The sequence below is a fragment of the Burkholderiales bacterium genome (assembly GCA_035518095.1).
Taxonomy (GTDB): domain Bacteria; phylum Pseudomonadota; class Gammaproteobacteria; order Burkholderiales; family JAHFRG01; genus JAHFRG01.
Window position 1 is genome coordinate 64,651 of the sequence record DATIXX010000010.1, and the last position, 14,558, is coordinate 79,208.

Annotated in this window: 18 protein-coding genes; 7 read left to right on the forward strand and 11 right to left on the reverse strand. The window is 54.8% G+C overall.

The features are described from left to right. Nucleotides 1-72: 72 nt before the first annotated feature. The 9 genes from VLV32_02420 to VLV32_02460 all read right to left on the reverse strand — a co-directional run bounded on the left by VLV32_02420 (nt 73) and on the right by VLV32_02460 (nt 7,950). The gene (locus tag VLV32_02420; GenBank protein ID HUL40751.1) at nt 73-321 is read right to left on the reverse strand and encodes a GlsB/YeaQ/YmgE family stress response membrane protein; all 249 of its coding nucleotides are present in this window, start codon (nt 319-321) and stop codon (nt 73-75) included. A gap of 53 nt (nt 322-374) precedes the next feature. Next, nucleotides 375-695 (reverse strand): hypothetical protein, encoded by a 321-nt coding sequence (locus tag VLV32_02425; GenBank protein ID HUL40752.1) that lies wholly within the window; start codon nt 693-695, stop codon nt 375-377. A gap of 111 nt (nt 696-806) precedes the next feature. After that, the gene (locus VLV32_02430) at nt 807-1,016 is read right to left on the reverse strand and encodes a hypothetical protein (protein ID HUL40753.1); all 210 of its coding nucleotides are present in this window, start codon (nt 1,014-1,016) and stop codon (nt 807-809) included. A gap of 269 nt (nt 1,017-1,285) precedes the next feature. Then, on the reverse strand, nt 1,286-2,830 hold the full coding sequence (locus VLV32_02435) for a 2-isopropylmalate synthase (protein HUL40754.1): 1,545 nt from the start codon (nt 2,828-2,830) through the stop codon (nt 1,286-1,288). Nucleotides 2,831-3,056: 226 nt separating this feature from the next. Continuing rightward, nucleotides 3,057-3,854, reverse strand: a complete 798-nt coding sequence (gene pssA, locus VLV32_02440) for a CDP-diacylglycerol--serine O-phosphatidyltransferase (GenBank protein HUL40755.1) — start codon at nt 3,852-3,854, stop codon at nt 3,057-3,059. Between the two features lie 5 nt (nt 3,855-3,859). After that, on the reverse strand, nt 3,860-4,504 hold the full coding sequence (locus VLV32_02445; GenBank protein HUL40756.1) for a phosphatidylserine decarboxylase: 645 nt from the start codon (nt 4,502-4,504) through the stop codon (nt 3,860-3,862). Nucleotides 4,505-4,569: 65 nt separating this feature from the next. Continuing rightward, nucleotides 4,570-5,586, reverse strand: coding sequence for a ketol-acid reductoisomerase (gene ilvC, locus VLV32_02450; GenBank protein ID HUL40757.1), 1,017 nt, complete (start codon nt 5,584-5,586; stop codon nt 4,570-4,572). 9 nt (nt 5,587-5,595) lie between these two features. Then, on the reverse strand, nt 5,596-6,087 hold the full coding sequence (gene ilvN / locus VLV32_02455; GenBank protein ID HUL40758.1) for an acetolactate synthase small subunit: 492 nt from the start codon (nt 6,085-6,087) through the stop codon (nt 5,596-5,598). 156 nt (nt 6,088-6,243) lie between these two features. Then, nucleotides 6,244-7,950 carry an acetolactate synthase 3 catalytic subunit gene (locus VLV32_02460; GenBank protein HUL40759.1) on the reverse strand — a complete coding sequence of 569 codons (1,707 nt, stop codon included), beginning with the start codon at nt 7,948-7,950 and terminating at the stop codon, nt 6,244-6,246. Between the two features lie 135 nt (nt 7,951-8,085). Here VLV32_02460 and VLV32_02465 point away from each other — a divergent pair, with 135 nt between their 5' ends. From VLV32_02465 to VLV32_02480, 4 genes are read left to right on the forward strand one after another with little or no spacing between them, the layout of a single operon-like run. Then, nucleotides 8,086-8,652 (forward strand): RNA polymerase sigma factor, encoded by a 567-nt coding sequence (locus tag VLV32_02465; protein ID HUL40760.1) that lies wholly within the window; start codon nt 8,086-8,088, stop codon nt 8,650-8,652. After that, complete coding sequence (locus tag VLV32_02470; protein ID HUL40761.1) at nt 8,649-9,026, forward strand: DUF3619 family protein; 378 nt, start codon at nt 8,649-8,651, stop codon at nt 9,024-9,026. The genes VLV32_02465 and VLV32_02470 overlap by 4 nt, the downstream gene beginning before the upstream one ends. Continuing rightward, nucleotides 9,002-9,451 (forward strand): DUF3106 domain-containing protein, encoded by a 450-nt coding sequence (locus tag VLV32_02475; GenBank protein ID HUL40762.1) that lies wholly within the window; start codon nt 9,002-9,004, stop codon nt 9,449-9,451. Before VLV32_02470 ends, VLV32_02475 begins: the two co-directional genes overlap by 25 nt. Nucleotides 9,452-9,470: 19 nt before the next feature. After that, complete coding sequence (locus VLV32_02480) at nt 9,471-9,911, forward strand: RDD family protein (protein HUL40763.1); 441 nt, start codon at nt 9,471-9,473, stop codon at nt 9,909-9,911. Between the two features lie 36 nt (nt 9,912-9,947). Here the strand turns inward: VLV32_02480 and lptG are convergent, their stop codons facing one another. Further along, nucleotides 9,948-11,018, reverse strand: a complete 1,071-nt coding sequence (gene lptG / locus VLV32_02485) for an LPS export ABC transporter permease LptG (protein HUL40764.1) — start codon at nt 11,016-11,018, stop codon at nt 9,948-9,950. Then, a complete protein-coding gene (gene lptF / locus VLV32_02490) occupies nt 11,015-12,094 on the reverse strand; it encodes an LPS export ABC transporter permease LptF (protein HUL40765.1) in 1,080 nt (359 codons plus the stop codon). The genes lptG and lptF overlap by 4 nt, the downstream gene beginning before the upstream one ends. 100 nt (nt 12,095-12,194) lie before the next feature. Here lptF and VLV32_02495 point away from each other — a divergent pair, with 100 nt between their 5' ends. From VLV32_02495 to VLV32_02505, 3 genes are read left to right on the forward strand one after another with little or no spacing between them, the layout of a single operon-like run. Next, nucleotides 12,195-13,688, forward strand: a complete 1,494-nt coding sequence (locus tag VLV32_02495) for a leucyl aminopeptidase (protein ID HUL40766.1) — start codon at nt 12,195-12,197, stop codon at nt 13,686-13,688. A gap of 5 nt (nt 13,689-13,693) precedes the next feature. After that, nucleotides 13,694-14,128: a DNA polymerase III subunit chi gene (locus VLV32_02500; protein ID HUL40767.1), complete on the forward strand. Its 435-nt coding sequence runs from the start codon at nt 13,694-13,696 to the stop codon at nt 14,126-14,128. Nucleotides 14,129-14,136: 8 nt separating this feature from the next. Next, nucleotides 14,137-14,553, forward strand: a complete 417-nt coding sequence (locus tag VLV32_02505; protein ID HUL40768.1) for a hypothetical protein — start codon at nt 14,137-14,139, stop codon at nt 14,551-14,553. Nucleotides 14,554-14,558: the final 5 nt, after the last annotated feature.

The window sequence follows — 14,558 nt, forward strand, 5'->3', positions numbered from 1 at the left end:
TACGTTCATGTGAACTTATCTCCCCACTGTTTTCGTCGCAGCTCCGGCAGCTTGGGCTGAATTCAGGTTAGATTATTTGGAGCGCTTGATCAAACGTAAGACGAAAATAAGTATGATCGCGCCAATTGTCGCAACAATGATGCTTCCGAGCAGTCCACGACCTGCGGACACGCCCAGAGAACGAAACAGAAACCCTCCCAACAACGCTCCAACCACACCGACGACAATGTCCCCAACGACGCCAAATCCTCCGCCCTTTACCAGCTGCGCCGCCAACCATCCTGCCACCAAACCGATCAAAATGAACCAGACGAAATCCATGATGTTCCCCTTGGCTGGAATTAATCAATTGACATCTCACACCTGACCGTGCGTCAGCCACTTAAACCTTTCGCGGTCTTTCGCCGCGCGTGCTTCTTTTTTCGTGCCTTTTTCTTCGGTCGTTTCTTAGCGTCCTTAACGCTTTGGAGCAGCTGTTCAGCCAGAAGTACTTCGCCGGAGATCAAGCCGGCGGCCTTCGCGACTGCAAGCTTGGCCGCAGCCTCGTTTTCGTTTGGATTAGCCAGGAGCAGCTCCCGAATAGCTTCCCGTATCGCTTTCTCGGCATTCTGCTTCAGGCGGGTGTGCTCGCTCCTTTTGAGCACATGCATGATTGCATCGACAACCGGTTTAATTAGCGCCGCTTCAATCGCCATATTGATTTCTAACGTGAGCCGCCAAGCAGCGAGATAAAAACAGTTACCGGCCGCCGGCTGGCCGCAAGCGGACTTCGATTCCCGCGCTCCCTTGTTTTCTTAAGGATTGGCTTAGTGATCTTCCTTAAATGCGTCTTCACGTTCGTTCCGATACTCATCGTAACTTTTATGTTCCGGATCGCAGTTAGGTGTTCCCGAGCGATCCATGCACTGTTTTTGGTATAGAGCCTCATAGGTGCTGCGCTTGAGCTCATCAGATGTGCAGCCGGGCAATGCCAGCATAAAGAAGACAACGATTCCCACGAAGACGTTTCGGTTCATAGAAGGTGTAATTAACTGTGCCAAACGCAGTGATTCTGTCATTGTACAAAATCAGAATCAACGCATTTTAGTTTTTGTATCCCCTGCGAGCCGCCAAGCGACGAGGGCAAACCGGGGGAATTGAAGCGAGCACTGTCTGAGCGCGCAGCGCCCGATTTGGCCGAGGAACGCGGGGGAAATCGGCGAACCGGGGCGCCTTCTTTTTGGTTACTTTTTCTTGGCGAAGCAAGAAAAAGTAACCAGCCGCCGGTCTGCCACCGGCTTTTAAATCACACCGTCATTGCCTGCGGGTTGATTCTTTCCAGCTTGCTGTGCAATTTATTCAGCGCGCTGATATAGGCCTTGGCAGATGCCACCACGATATCGGTATCCGCCCCCAGCCCGTTGACGATGCGCCCGCCCTTCTGCAGCCGCACCGTCACTTCGCCCTGCGACTCAGTGCCCGTCGTGATGTTGTTGACTGAAAAAAGTTGCAGCTCGGCGCCACTCTTCGCGATGCTTTCAATCGCCTTGAAGGATGCATCCACCGGACCGCTGCCGTTCGACTCGGCGCGCTTTTCTCTGCCGCCTGTGGTAATCACCACGCTGGCATAAGGCAGTTTACCGGTTTCCGAATGGGCTCTGAGCCCCACTAGTTTGTAATGCTCCTGCACGTGAGCCGCGGCCTCTTCTGAAACCAACGCCTGCAAATCTTCGTCGAAGATTTCATGCTTCTTGTCCGCCAATTCCTTGAAGCGCACAAAAGCTGCGTTGACCGCTTCCTCCGATTCGAGCTCGATACCAAGCTCCATGAGGCGGTTCTTGAACGCATTGCGTCCGGAATGCTTGCCGAGCACTAGCTTGTTCGCGCCCCAGCCCACATCTTCAGCGCGCATGATTTCGTAGGTCTCGCGATGCTTGAGCACGCCGTCCTGGTGAATTCCCGATTCATGGGCAAACGCGTTCGCCCCGACGATGGCTTTGTTCGGCTGCACTGTAAAACCGGTGATACCCGCGACCAGGCGGCTCGCCGGAACAATCTGGGTGGTGTCAATGCGCGTATCGCACGGGAAAATATCCTGCCGCGTGCGCACCGTCATAACGATTTCCTCGAGCGCGGCGTTGCCGGCGCGCTCCCCAAGACCGTTGATGGTGCATTCCACCTGGCGCGCTCCGTTCAATACAGCGCTCAACGAATTCGCGACCGCCAATCCCAGGTCGTTATGACAATGCACCGAAAACACTGCCTTGTCCGAATTGGGAATGCGTTCGCGCAACTGACGGATCAGCGCGCCGAACTGCTCGGGGACGTTGTAGCCCACAGTGTCAGGGATGTTGAGCGTTCTCGCACCCGCCTTAATCACCGCTTCCAGCACTCGGCAAAGGAAATCCACTTCCGAACGCCCGGCATCTTCGGGTGAAAACTCAACGTCGTCGGTATATTCGCGCGCCCAATTCACGGCCTTTACCGCCTGCTCCAGCACCTGCTCGGGCGACATGCGCAGCTTTTTTTGCATGTGGATCGGGGAGGTGGCGATGAAGGTGTGCACACGCGCGGCGGGCGCTCCCTTGAGCGCGTGACCTGCGCGTTCGACGTCCGCTTGCATAGCGCGCGCCAGTGCGCATACGGTGCTGTCCTTGATGGTTTTGGCGACCGCTTGCACCGATTCGAAATCACCATTGCTCGCCGCCGGAAAACCGGCTTCGATCACATCCACGCGCATGCGCTCGAGCTGCTTGGCAATGCGCACTTTCTCTTCGCGCGTCATGGACGCGCCGGGGCTCTGCTCGCCGTCGCGCAGGGTCGTATCAAAAATAATTAACCGTTGTTTCATTTCGTTCTCCGCTCGAAAAATCTGCATATTACAATTCAGAAACCGGTATTCGGTTTCTGAAGCTCAGGGCAATGCTGAATGGAAATTAGGAGTGTTTAGCGCACGAGGCGCAGCAGCAGACCCGCCAGCAGAGCGCCGGCAAGGCGGGAAACGAGGCTAATGGTGCGGACAGAACTCATGGTGCAGGAAATATAATGCCTTTTTGCCGAATATGCAAGAAGCGCTTTTATTCAGGCACGGATTTGTCTCTCGAGGCTGCCCTGACCAAAGGTTTGCCTTTTCTGTGCTCCCAGAGCGCCATGATGTAGCCGGACAGCGCGTAAGCAACAAAGACGCTGAATAGCACAGTGGGCGGGTCGACCGAAATGAGAACGAACGACAGCACCAGAAGCAGCATGAACACGAAGGGAACGCTTTTGCGGAGGTTGATGTCCTTGAAGCTGTAGTAGCGTAGGTTGTTCACCATTGACAGCCCGGCAAAGACCGTTACAAACCAGGCGAGCCAGCGCACATCCCCGCCCCTTATCTCGTAATCATTCATCACCCATACCAGTCCCGCGATCAGCGCCGCAGCTGCGGGGCTGGGTAACCCCTGGAAGAAACGTTTGTCGGCCACTTCGAGCATGGTGTTGAAGCGCGCGAGCCGCAGCGCAGCCCCCGCGCAGTAAACGAAAGCGGCAATCCAGCCAAGCCGGCCCATGCTTTGCAGCGCCCAGACGTAGGATACCAGTGCCGGGGCCGCACCGAAGGAAACCATGTCGGAAAGGCTGTCGTATTCCGCGCCGAACGCGCTTTGGGTATGTGTCAGGCGGGCCACCCTGCCATCCAGCCCATCCAGCACCATCGCCACAAGAATCCCAACCGCGGCATATTCGAATCGCCCGTTCATTGCCTGGACAATCGCATAAAACCCGGCAAACAGTGCCGCTGTAGTAAAAAGATTGGGCAGCAGGTAGATTCCGCGCTTAGGCAACTTGCCCTTCAGCAGCCATTTGTTGGGTTGTTCCGGATCGTACATTTCCATAATTCTTACCTCGGCAACTCAGCCAGGATACTCTCTCCCCCGTACACCTTATCACCGATACCTGTTTTGACCAAGACGCCCGGCGGCAGGTAAACATCCACGCGCGAGCCAAAGCGGATAAAACCGTAGCGCTGCCCGCGCGCGAGCGAGTCGCCGCTGCGCGCGTAACAAAGAATGCGCCTGGCTATCAATCCCGCGACTTGCACGCAGACAATGTCAAGACCGTCGGCGGTTTTAATCCACAATGCTTTGCGCTCGTTTTTCTCGGACGCTTTAGACAGCGCAGCGTTGAAAAACGCCCCCGGATAATACCAGTCTTTCTCGATCCGTCCGGTCACGGGACTGCGGTTGGAATGCACGTTGAATGCGTTCATGAATACGCTTACTTTCAATGCCTCGCGCAGCAGGTAGGGATCTTGAGCGCGCTCCACCGTAACAATGCGCCCGTCCGCCGGCGATACCACTGCGCGGTCGTTGTCGGGCACCCTGCGCGGAGGGTCACGGAAAAACTGCAGAACAAAAAGGCTTGCAAGCCATAAAGGCAGGCTGCAATACCACGGTGCAACGAGCGTCGCAACTACTGAACCGACTACCGCGATCGCGAAATACGACCAGCCTTCGCGCGCGATGATGGGATGAGGGTAATTCATCAACGAAGTGAGTGCGCAAAAAGCTGTTTCCGCGTTACCCCTTGCCGCTCACCGCTTTCTCCTCGCTAGTTTTTAGTAACATCCACCAGTTTGTTTTTCTTGATCCACGGCATCATGTTGCGCAGTTTCGCCCCAATCTCCTCTACCGGATGCTGGGCGGCGACCCGGCGCATGGCTTTGAGCGAAGGCGCGCCCGCCCGGTTTTCCAAGATAAATTCCTTGGCAAACTGCCCGCTTTGGATTTCTCTGAGTATGTTCTTCATCTCGGCACGGGTTTTCCCAGTGATGATGCGCGGGCCGCGGGTAAAGTCGCCGTATTCCGCGGTGTTGGAAATCGAATAACGCATGTTGGCGATGCCGCCTTCGTAAATCAGATCGACTATCAGCTTTACTTCGTGCAGGCACTCGAAGTAGGCCATCTCCGGCGCATATCCCGCCTCCACCAGCGTTTCAAACCCTGCCTGTATGAGCGCCGTCAGGCCCCCGCACAGCACCACCTGCTCACCAAAAAGATCGGTTTCGCATTCGTCCCGAAAAGTGGTTTCAATCACGCCGGCGCGCGTGGCGCCGATGGCGCAGGCATACGAGAGCGCGACATCCCGCGCTTTGCCCGAGGCGTCCTGCTTTACAGCAATCAGGCTGGGCACGCCGCCGCCTTGGATATAAGTTGAGCGCACCAGGTGGCCGGGGCCTTTAGGCGCAATCATGATAACGTCGAGATCGGCGCGTGGCTCGATCTGACCAAAATGGATGTTGAAGCCATGTGCGAAAGCCAGGGCTGCACCCTTCTTGATGTTTGGCTCGATTTCCTTACGGTAGACTTCGGGATGGTGCTCGTCCGGAAGCAAAATCGTCACGACGTCTGCGCCTTTTACTGCCTCTCCGATGTCCTTTACCGCCAGCTTGGCTTTCTTCGCCTTGTCCCATGAGGCTCCTCCCTTCCTCAAGCCGACCGTTACTTTAACGCCCGACTCCTGCAAATTGTTGGCGTGTGCATGTCCCTGCGAGCCGTAACCGACGATAGTGACTTTTCTTCCCTTGATCAGGGACAGGTCGGCATCTTTATCGTAATAGACTTTCATGGCTACCTCTCAGATTTTGAGTATTCGTTCCCCGCGGCCGATACCGGAGGCGCCGGTACGCACTGTTTCCAGTATCGCGCCGGGTTCCATGGCCTGCAGGAAGGCATCGAGCTTCGACCCGGTGCCGGTGAGTTCTATGGTATAAGCTTTGTCGCTGACATCGATAATGCGCCCGCGAAAAATATCCGCCATGCGTTTCATTTCCTCTCGATCCTTGCCCGATGCGCGGACTTTCACCAGCATCAGCTCGCGCTCAATAAACTCACCGTCGTTCAAATCCACAACCTTTACCACGTCCACCAGCTTATTTAACTGCTTGGTGATCTGTTCAACGACATCGTCGGAACCCCTGGTAACTATGGTCATGCGCGACAGCGTAGGATCTTCAGTAGGCGCCACCGTCAGTGATTCGATGTTGTAGCCACGGGCGGAGAACAGGCCGGACACTCTGGACAGCGCGCCAGCCTCATTTTCCAAAAGCAAAGAAAGGATGTGTCGCATGTATTTAAATTATACGTTTCTTAAACTGGAGCTGATGAACAAGTATTTTGGGTCAAAACAGGGCGTCAAATTTTGCGCGAACGGAGCATACGCGAAAAGCATGTAACCATCCCAAAAAGCAGCACTACACCGTATCAGCCCAAAAGGCGCCATTCATCAAAGATCTTCTGCGAGTATCATTTCTGATATCCCCTTGCCGCCCGGCACCATCGGATAGACATTTTCGTTTTGATCGGTGATGAAATCCATGAACACCAGTTCGTCTTTCCGGCTGAATGCTTCTTTGAGTGCGGGCTCGACGTCGGCTGGTTTCTCGATTTTCATGCCGATGTGCCCGTAGCTCTCGGAGAGCTTCACAAAATCGGGAAGCGCGTCCATATAGGACTCGGAGTAACGGTTGCCGTGAAAAAACTGTTGCCATTGCCGCACCATGCCCATGTAGCGGTTATTGATATTCACGATCTTTATTGGCAGCCGGTACTGCTTGCAGGTGGAGAGTTCCTGAATGCACATCTGGATGCTGGCTTCGCCGGTTACACACGCCACGATTGCGCCCGGATTGGCTAACTGAACGCCCATCGCTGCAGGCAATCCGAAGCCCATGGTGCCCAGACCACCGGAATTGATCCAGCGGCGCGGTTTGTTGAACTTGTAAAACTGCGCCGCCCACATTTGGTGTTGGCCGACATCCGAGGTGACGAAAGCATTGCCTTTGGTAACGTCGTAGAGCTTCTCCAAAACCAGTTGCGGTTTGATAATTTTGCTTGCGCGGTCGTACTTGAGACAATCCCTGGACTTCCACTGCTGGATCTGCGACCACCAGGCCTTGAGGGCAGCGCCGTCGGGCTTTCCCTTGGAGGACTCGAGAAGCTTGATCATTTCGTTGAGAACGTCCTTGACATTGCCGACGATGGGCACATCCACCTTGACCCGCTTGGAAATTGACGAGGGATCAATATCGACGTGGATGATTTTGCGGTTCGGGTCGTAAAAATGCTTCGGATTGCCGATTACCCGGTCGTCAAAGCGCGCGCCGATTGCCAGCAGCACGTCACAGTTCTGCATCGCCATATTGGCTTCGTAAGTACCGTGCATTCCCAGCATTCCGACAAACAATGGATCGGTCGCGGGATACCCGCCCAAACCCATCAGCGTGTTGGTGCAGGGGAAGCCCGACAAGCGCACCAGGCGGGTCAATTCATCCGAAGCCGCGTTCAATATTACCCCGCCCCCGGTGTAGATCATCGGACGCTTGGCTTCCATCAAAAGCTGCACCGCCTTCTTAATCTGTCCCGGATGCCCTTTGGTTACCGGGTTGTAGGAGCGCATACTGATAGATTCCGGGTATGCAAACTCAGTCTTCTGTTGCGTGACATCCTTTGGGATATCCACCAACACCGGTCCGGGACGACCGGTTGCGGCAAGGTAAAACGCCTTTTTGAAAGTGGTGGCGAGGTCCTTCACATCCTTTACTAAAAAGTTGTGCTTGACGCAAGGACGGGTGATGCCCACAGTATCGCATTCCTGGAATGCGTCCAGTCCGATAGCGTGAGTCGGCACTTGCCCGGTGATAATAATCAAGGGAATCGAGTCCATGTACGCTGTGGCTATTCCCGTCACCGCGTTGGTTACCCCGGGCCCGGACGTGACGAGACAAACCCCTATTTTGTTGGAAGAACGTGAATAGCCGTCCGCAGCATGCACAGCGCCCTGCTCATGTCTGACCAGGATGTGCTTGACCTTGTCTTGCTTGAAGAGCTCATCGTAAATAAACAGCACCGCGCCACCGGGATAGCCGAATACGTGCTCGACCTTTTCTTCCCAGAGACAACGCACTACAATCTCTGCGCCCGTCAATTCCATCGCGTTAAACCGCTAAAAACATGGGGAATCTTAAACAGTACCGTGTCGCCGATTATTGGTCAAGTGCGCGCGCAGGCCGCTCGCGCCACATGAATTTGGGCACAGCCGTTGTTTGAGCTAACGAGGTTACTTTAACTGGCTACATATCAGGAACTCTCTAATTTTCTCGCCGGGGTGGATCGCCGCGCCTACAAGCAGGCGCTGTTCTCGGTACGGGATGAAGAAGCTGCCTTGGATATTGTCCAGGACTCAATGCTAAAACTTGCCGAGAAATATGCGGCAAAGCCTCTCGCTGAACTGCCCTTGTTGTTTCAGCGCATTCTGCAAAACACCATTCGTGACTACTACCGCAGGCAAAAGGTGCGCTCATTCTGGACCATTTTGATTTCAGCGCTTCACCCCGGTGCCGAGGATGAGGAGCGGGACCCCTTGGATACGTTGCGACCCGCAGATGGATCACGGGTAATAGACGGTCCTTCCGAGCAGCTTGAACAAAATCAGGTTATTGCTATTATTGAACAAGCATTAGAAAGTCTGCCGTGGCGTCAACGCCAAGCGTTCCTGCTACGTTATTGGGAAGAAATGGACGTCGCCGAGACAGCCGCTGTTATGGGCTGCTCGCAAGGCAGCGTTAAAACACATTGTTCTAGGGCGGCGCATGCTCTTGCTGCCATTTTGAAGCAACGAGGAGTCGAACTGTGAATGAATCCCATCTGGGCAGCAAAATTGCCGAGCAACTGGAGCGTGCGGCGAACCAGCTCAGGCAGGGTACGTTCTACAGTCTGCAAGCCGCGCGCGATCTAGCTTTGCAAAAATACCGCCCTCAACCGGAATCAAGGGTTGCGGGGGACGGGCGCGCCGCTTCAGGGCTTCGCCGCGGCCATTTGCTCAGTGCCCGGGTGCTCCTTCCGCTGGTGATCGTATTGCTGAGCCTGGGCGGAATCATCTATTGGCAAAGCGCCAAGCAAAATAACGAGGTAGAGGATATCGACGCACACCTGCTTACCGGTGATTTGCCCATCAACGCGTATCTCGACAAGGATTTTGATTCATGGCTCAGGCGTTCCTCGCAGTAATTATTGCTTGGCTATGTTTCGTCGTTCCCGCGTTTGCTGCTGATACCAAAGCTCCGTCCTGGGGAGAACTGACACCTGCGCAAAAAGAGATTCTCGCCCCGCTGCAGCAGAACTGGAATGAGATGGAGCCGCAGCGACGCAGGAAATGGTTGAAAATCGCAAAACAATATCCCGAAATGCCAGCTGAGAAACAGCAGCGAGTGCGTTCGCGGATGCGGCAATGGGTAGAACTCACGCCTGAACAACGCGAACAGGCACGACAGCGATACAAACGCATGGAACAGTTGCCTCCTCAACAGCGGCAAGAACTCAAGAATAAATGGAAGCAATACGAAGCAGAACGAGACCGTCAGTCCAGTACCCATGCGCCAACCCCCGGCGGCCCTCCTGCCGCGCCTAATACTGTGCCACAGTCGGCGCGCTGAATTCCATGCATATTTAACGGTGGATCTCCCCGGTGCTGCAACTGCGCAAAATACCCCCGAGCCAGCCGGACTGTTACGCCGTCTATTAAGCATGCTGTACGAGGCTCTGTTGTTGTTCGCGGTGTGGTGGGCTGCAGGCTTTCTGTTTGTGGGGGTGGCACACGGCGTAAGCTCGCCTTGGGTCAGATCAGTTTTTCAGCTTTATCTATTGAGCGTTGCTGCAGCTTATTACGCCTGGTGCTGGCTGCACGGAGGACAGACCTTAGCGATGAAAAGCTGGCATATACGGTTAGCCGCCAAAGACGGGAACCGCGTCACTTTAGGTCGGGCCCTGCTGCGTTTTGTGATAGCGGCGGCAGGAATCAGTCTCGCGGGAGCCGGACTGCTCTGGGCGTTGTTTGATCGTGACCGTCAGTTTCTCCACGACCGGCTGGCGGGCACGAAAATCGTGCGCTGCTAAGCGTTAGGGTCGCGCGCCGCCCTTGAATATTGCACTTTATCGCTTTTCTTCCCACCAGATCATCGCTGTTGCGGCAACAAAGAACAAAATTGTTGGAGCTGCGGCGGAGAAAAACGGCGGCCAGTCGCTTAATAAGCCGAGATGAGCGAAAAGGTTATTCAAAAAAAAGAACCCCAGGCCAAGCATGATACCAGCGAATATTTTTGCACTGATGCCGCCGGTGTGCCTCTGGTATTGAGCAAACGGAAGTGCCAGCAGCATCATCACCAGAACTGCGATAGGATAAATTAGCTTTTTCCATAGCGCTAGATCGTAGCGCGATGTTTGCTGATTATTTTCGCGCAAGTGCTCTGTGTATAAATAAAGGTTCCACGCCGACATCTTGTCCGGCACCACCATGAGCACGTCCAAAATGTTTGGATTCAGTACCGAATACCACGTGGCCTCGGGAACCGACTCCACAGTCGTCTTCTCGTCATCGAATCGCGTTAGCATCACATCGCTCAAGCGCCATTTATTGCCGTTGAGGTACTTGCCTTCCTTGGCAAAGCTGATTGTGCGCAGATGCTGCTGCGGATCAAATTCGTAAATTTTCACACCCTGTAACGTCGAATCAGGAAGAATTTGCGAGATGTTGACAAAGCTCTGTTCATCCTTAACCCACAGGCCCGAGCGGAATTCCTGCGCTACCACCAGGTTTAATGATTTAAGGCGCACTTCCTGAGCGGCGCGCTCGCTAGCCGGTTCGATGAATTCGCCGAATACAAAAGTCAACACTACAAATACCAATCCGGTCTGCAGCAGCGAGAAAACCATGCTTTTTGCCGACACCCCGGACACGCGCATTACCGCGTACTCCGAATGCACAGCCAGCTGCGCAAGCGCAACCAGGGTGCCGATAAGCGCCGCAATGGGAAATAATTCGTACACGTGGCGTGGAATGATGAGCAGTACATACAGCAGGATACGGCGCAATGGGTAATTGGAACTGATGTCGCCCAGCTCATGAATCAGGTCGAACAGAGTAAACAAAATGAGAAGTGCGCAAAATACAAGCAGGGTGCTGCCGAAAATATGCCGCCTGAGATAGCGGTTAAGAATCCTCATCGCGCAATTCTGAATAAAGAAAACATTGCAAGACGCCGGTAAAACAGCGCCAACAGCAGCAACAGCATGAACGCATGGACTCCCCAGAATCCAAGCTCCAGTCCAATTTTCTGCTGAGCCACAAGTCCGCGAGCGATGCTCAAACTGTTGCTGTAAACCATATAAACCGCAAGCGCCAAAATCAGGTTGAACGAACGCCCAACGCGCGGATTGACAAAGCTCAAGGGTATCGCCAGCAGGACAAGTAACAATGCGCTCACCGGCAGGCCAGCGCGCCATACGAATTCGGCAAGGCTCGCCGGAGTATTCTCGCGCAGTAATTCCAGCGTGGTAGCTCCTCGTTTTTGCGGCACTACTTGATTCGCTTCATAAGGCTCGACGCGTATTTCATACTTGTCAAAATCCGTAATTTTGTATGCGGCGGAGCCCGGCGCTCCTTCGTAACGCGTGCCGTGCATCAGCACCAGAAAACGGTCGCCGTTCTTGCGCGTCTCCTGATAGCCGCTCTTTGCCACCATGATGCCCAATTGCTGGTGCTGAACGGAGCTTACAAAAATATCGGATACGGTGTTGCCCGCGCCTGCGGCGCTTCCCACGAAATAAACGCGGTCCGCATGTTTGGATTCACGAAATATCCCAGGGGTAGGCGTCGCGACGTCTTCGCGAGCTTCCAGCTGATGCCGGTATTGTTCGCTTTTGTCAAACGCCCACGGGGAAAGGAACAGGCTTAGCGCCGCGATCACCACGACCATAGGAATGGCGAACGTTAACACCGGGCGAATCCAAGCCGTGATGCTCATGCCGGAACTGAACCACACAACCATTTCGTAATCCCGGTAGCTTCGAGTCAGGCTCAGTAACACCGAGATAAACAGTGTCAACGTCATCAATACCGGGAGATAGTAGAGGGCCATGAAGCCAAGCAGCGCCAACACGCCTTCCGGAGCCACCTCCCCGCTCGCTGCAGCGCCGAGAAAACGCACGAGCTGTGTGACGATAACGATGGCAAACATTACTACAAACAGCACCAGCGCAACGTCGGCGAATTCGCGCAGCAAAACACGGCGGAATATCATGACTTCTTCATCCGCTGATTTTGACTTATCATAAAAACTCTGTGGATAATGCGATGTTGCGCGGCATTACTGAAAACACATCAGATGGAAGGAGCAAAGTGTGGAATTTAGCATAAAAATTGGTGACTTGGAAAAGCAGCGCGCTGCGTGCGTGGTGGTTGGGGTATTCGCAGCGCGTGAACTTTCACCGGCGGGAAAGTCCATAGACCGGGCTTCCGGCGGGTACCTGAGCAGCATTCTCCGCCGCGGCGATATGCACGGCAAGCCGGGTTCCACTCTTCTGTTGCACAACGTTCCAAAGATTGCATCCGACAGAGTGCTGCTGGTGGGCCTGGGAAGCAAACAAGAATTCAACGAGCAGAAATATCGCGAAGCAGTGCGCGCGGCCGTTAAGATGCTCAACACAACGGGAGTGCCCGAAGCCGTACTGGGCCTCACAGAACTGACGATTAACAAGCGCGATGCCGGTTGGAATGTCCTGCAGGCCGTTTTGGTGGCACGGGATTCGACCTACCGATTTGACCGCCTGAAAAGCAAGCATGACGAAGAAAATGATCGGCTTCGCAAATTAACCTTGATGGTGGCGGCGCGCGGCGAATTGAAACGCGCTGAAGCGGCGCTCGCGCGGGCGCTTGCCATCGCGGAAGGCGTGAAACTCACCAAGGATCTGGGCAATTTGCCGGCCAATATTTGCACGCCGACCTATCTCGCGGAACAGGCTTTGCAGCTTGCCAAAAAACATCATCTCAAGGCCGAAGTGCTTGAGAGAAAAGACATGGAAAGGCTTGGCATGGGCTCGCTGCTGTCGGTTGCGCGCGGAAGCAGTCAGCCGCCCAAGCTGATTACTATGCAGTATTCGGGCGCGGCCCGGAAGCAAAATCCCATCGCGCTGGTCGGCAAGGGCGTCACTTTCGATACCGGCGGCATTTCGATCAAGCCCGCCGCGGAAATGGATGAAATGAAGTTCGACATGTGCGGGGCAGCGAGCGTGCTGGGCACAATCCTAGCCGCAGCGCAGATGCATCTGCCGCTTAACGTGGTAGGCATCATTCCTACCACGGAAAACATGCCGGGCGGCAACGCCAGTCGGCCGGGTGACGTTGTCACCAGCATGTCCGGGCAAACTATTGAAATTCTCAATACCGACGCCGAAGGACGCCTGATCCTTTGCGACGCACTTACCTATGCAGAGCGTTTTCACCCGGCCCTGGTAATCGACATCGCCACACTTACCGGCGCCTGCGTGATTGCACTTGGACATGTTGCATCCGGCCTGTACAGCAACGATGAAACTCTTGCGCGCGACCTGCTTCATGCCGGCGATTACACGCAAGACCGTGCTTGGCAGCTGCCGCTTTGGGAAGATTACCAGGAGCAGCTAAAAAGCAATTTTGCCGACATGGCGAACATTGGCGGCCGCCCCGCGGGAAGCATCACCGCGGCATGTTTCCTGTGGCGCTTTACCAAGAAATACACCTGGGCACACCTCGACATCGCGGGCACGGCGTGGAAAAGCGGCAGGGAAAAAGGGGCCACCGGACGGCCGGTGCCGCTGCTTTCGCAATTTCTGATCCAGAGGGCGGCTAACGCCTGATACCCATGACACAAATTGACTTTTATTCTCACGCTGACAACAAGCTGCAAGTTGCCTGCGGCTTGTGCGCAAAAGCCCTGGAACGCGACGCGCGCGTGATGGTTTACACCGCGGACTCGGAAACCAGCGACAAGCTCGACAAACTGATGTGGTGCCACCCAGCGATCGGCTTCATCCCGCATTGCCGCGCTGCTGACCGCCTGGCGGAGGAAACACCGGTGATCATCGATCATATCGCCGAGCCGCTTCCGCACGACGAGATATTGATTAATTTGCGTTCTGAGCTTGCGCCGTTTTTTAGCCGCTTTCAGCGTCTCATCGAAATTGTAAGCATGGATAAAATCGACAGCCAGGCCGGTCGCGAGCGCTTCCGCTTCTACCGCGACCGTGGATACGAGATCCATCATTATGATCTCAGCCAGTCCCCAGGCATTTTGTAAGGCCCGTTATGCCAAAGCAAGACGACATTCTGGATAAAATGGATGCACTAATGAGGAAGCCCGACGCCCTGAGCCGGGACGACGCCATACCTACGCTCACCGACGTGGTCGCCAGTGGCACGGAGCGCGCCACTATGCCGGACCTGAGCCCGGAGCAGTTGGAAGCGATCGCCATCGAAATCTACCAACATGTATTGCAAAATCTGGATGCCCGCATTAGTAACGAACTGCAGCAGCACCTTAAGCCACAGCTCGCAAGGATGCTGGAGCAAGTATTGGAACGGATGCTCGCCGAACTCAAGAACAGCACCAAGAATATGGTTGACGATGCAATTGCCCATGCGCTGGATGCGCAACTTGAACATCACCGGAAACCCGCAGGATCCGCTTCTCTTGTAGCAAACCGTTCCAATAGTGATAAGTAACGATA

Bases quoted from the DNA above. Each gene is read 5' to 3' on its own strand.
- VLV32_02430 (HUL40753.1), bottom strand. From the start codon at position 1,016: ATGAACCGAAACGTCTTCGTGGGAATCGTTGTCTTCTTTATGCTGGCA.
- ilvC (HUL40757.1), bottom strand. From the start codon at position 5,586: ATGAAAGTCTATTACGATAAAGATGCCGACCTGTCCCTGATCAAGGGA.
- VLV32_02505 (HUL40768.1), top strand. From the start codon at position 14,137: ATGCCAAAGCAAGACGACATTCTGGATAAAATGGATGCACTAATGAGG.
- VLV32_02500 (HUL40767.1), top strand. From the start codon at position 13,694: ATGACACAAATTGACTTTTATTCTCACGCTGACAACAAGCTGCAAGTT.
- pssA (HUL40755.1), bottom strand. From the start codon at position 3,854: ATGGAAATGTACGATCCGGAACAACCCAACAAATGGCTGCTGAAGGGC.
- VLV32_02475 (HUL40762.1), top strand. From the start codon at position 9,002: ATGGCTCAGGCGTTCCTCGCAGTAATTATTGCTTGGCTATGTTTCGTC.
- lptF (HUL40765.1), bottom strand. From the start codon at position 12,094: ATGATATTCCGCCGTGTTTTGCTGCGCGAATTCGCCGACGTTGCGCTG.
- lptG (HUL40764.1), bottom strand. From the start codon at position 11,018: ATGAGGATTCTTAACCGCTATCTCAGGCGGCATATTTTCGGCAGCACC.
- VLV32_02460 (HUL40759.1), bottom strand. From the start codon at position 7,950: ATGGAATTGACGGGCGCAGAGATTGTAGTGCGTTGTCTCTGGGAAGAA.
- VLV32_02420 (HUL40751.1), bottom strand. From the start codon at position 321: ATGGATTTCGTCTGGTTCATTTTGATCGGTTTGGTGGCAGGATGGTTG.
- VLV32_02445 (HUL40756.1), bottom strand. From the start codon at position 4,504: ATGAATTACCCTCATCCCATCATCGCGCGCGAAGGCTGGTCGTATTTC.
- ilvN (HUL40758.1), bottom strand. From the start codon at position 6,087: ATGCGACACATCCTTTCTTTGCTTTTGGAAAATGAGGCTGGCGCGCTG.
- VLV32_02425 (HUL40752.1), bottom strand. From the start codon at position 695: ATGGCGATTGAAGCGGCGCTAATTAAACCGGTTGTCGATGCAATCATG.
- VLV32_02435 (HUL40754.1), bottom strand. From the start codon at position 2,830: ATGAAACAACGGTTAATTATTTTTGATACGACCCTGCGCGACGGCGAG.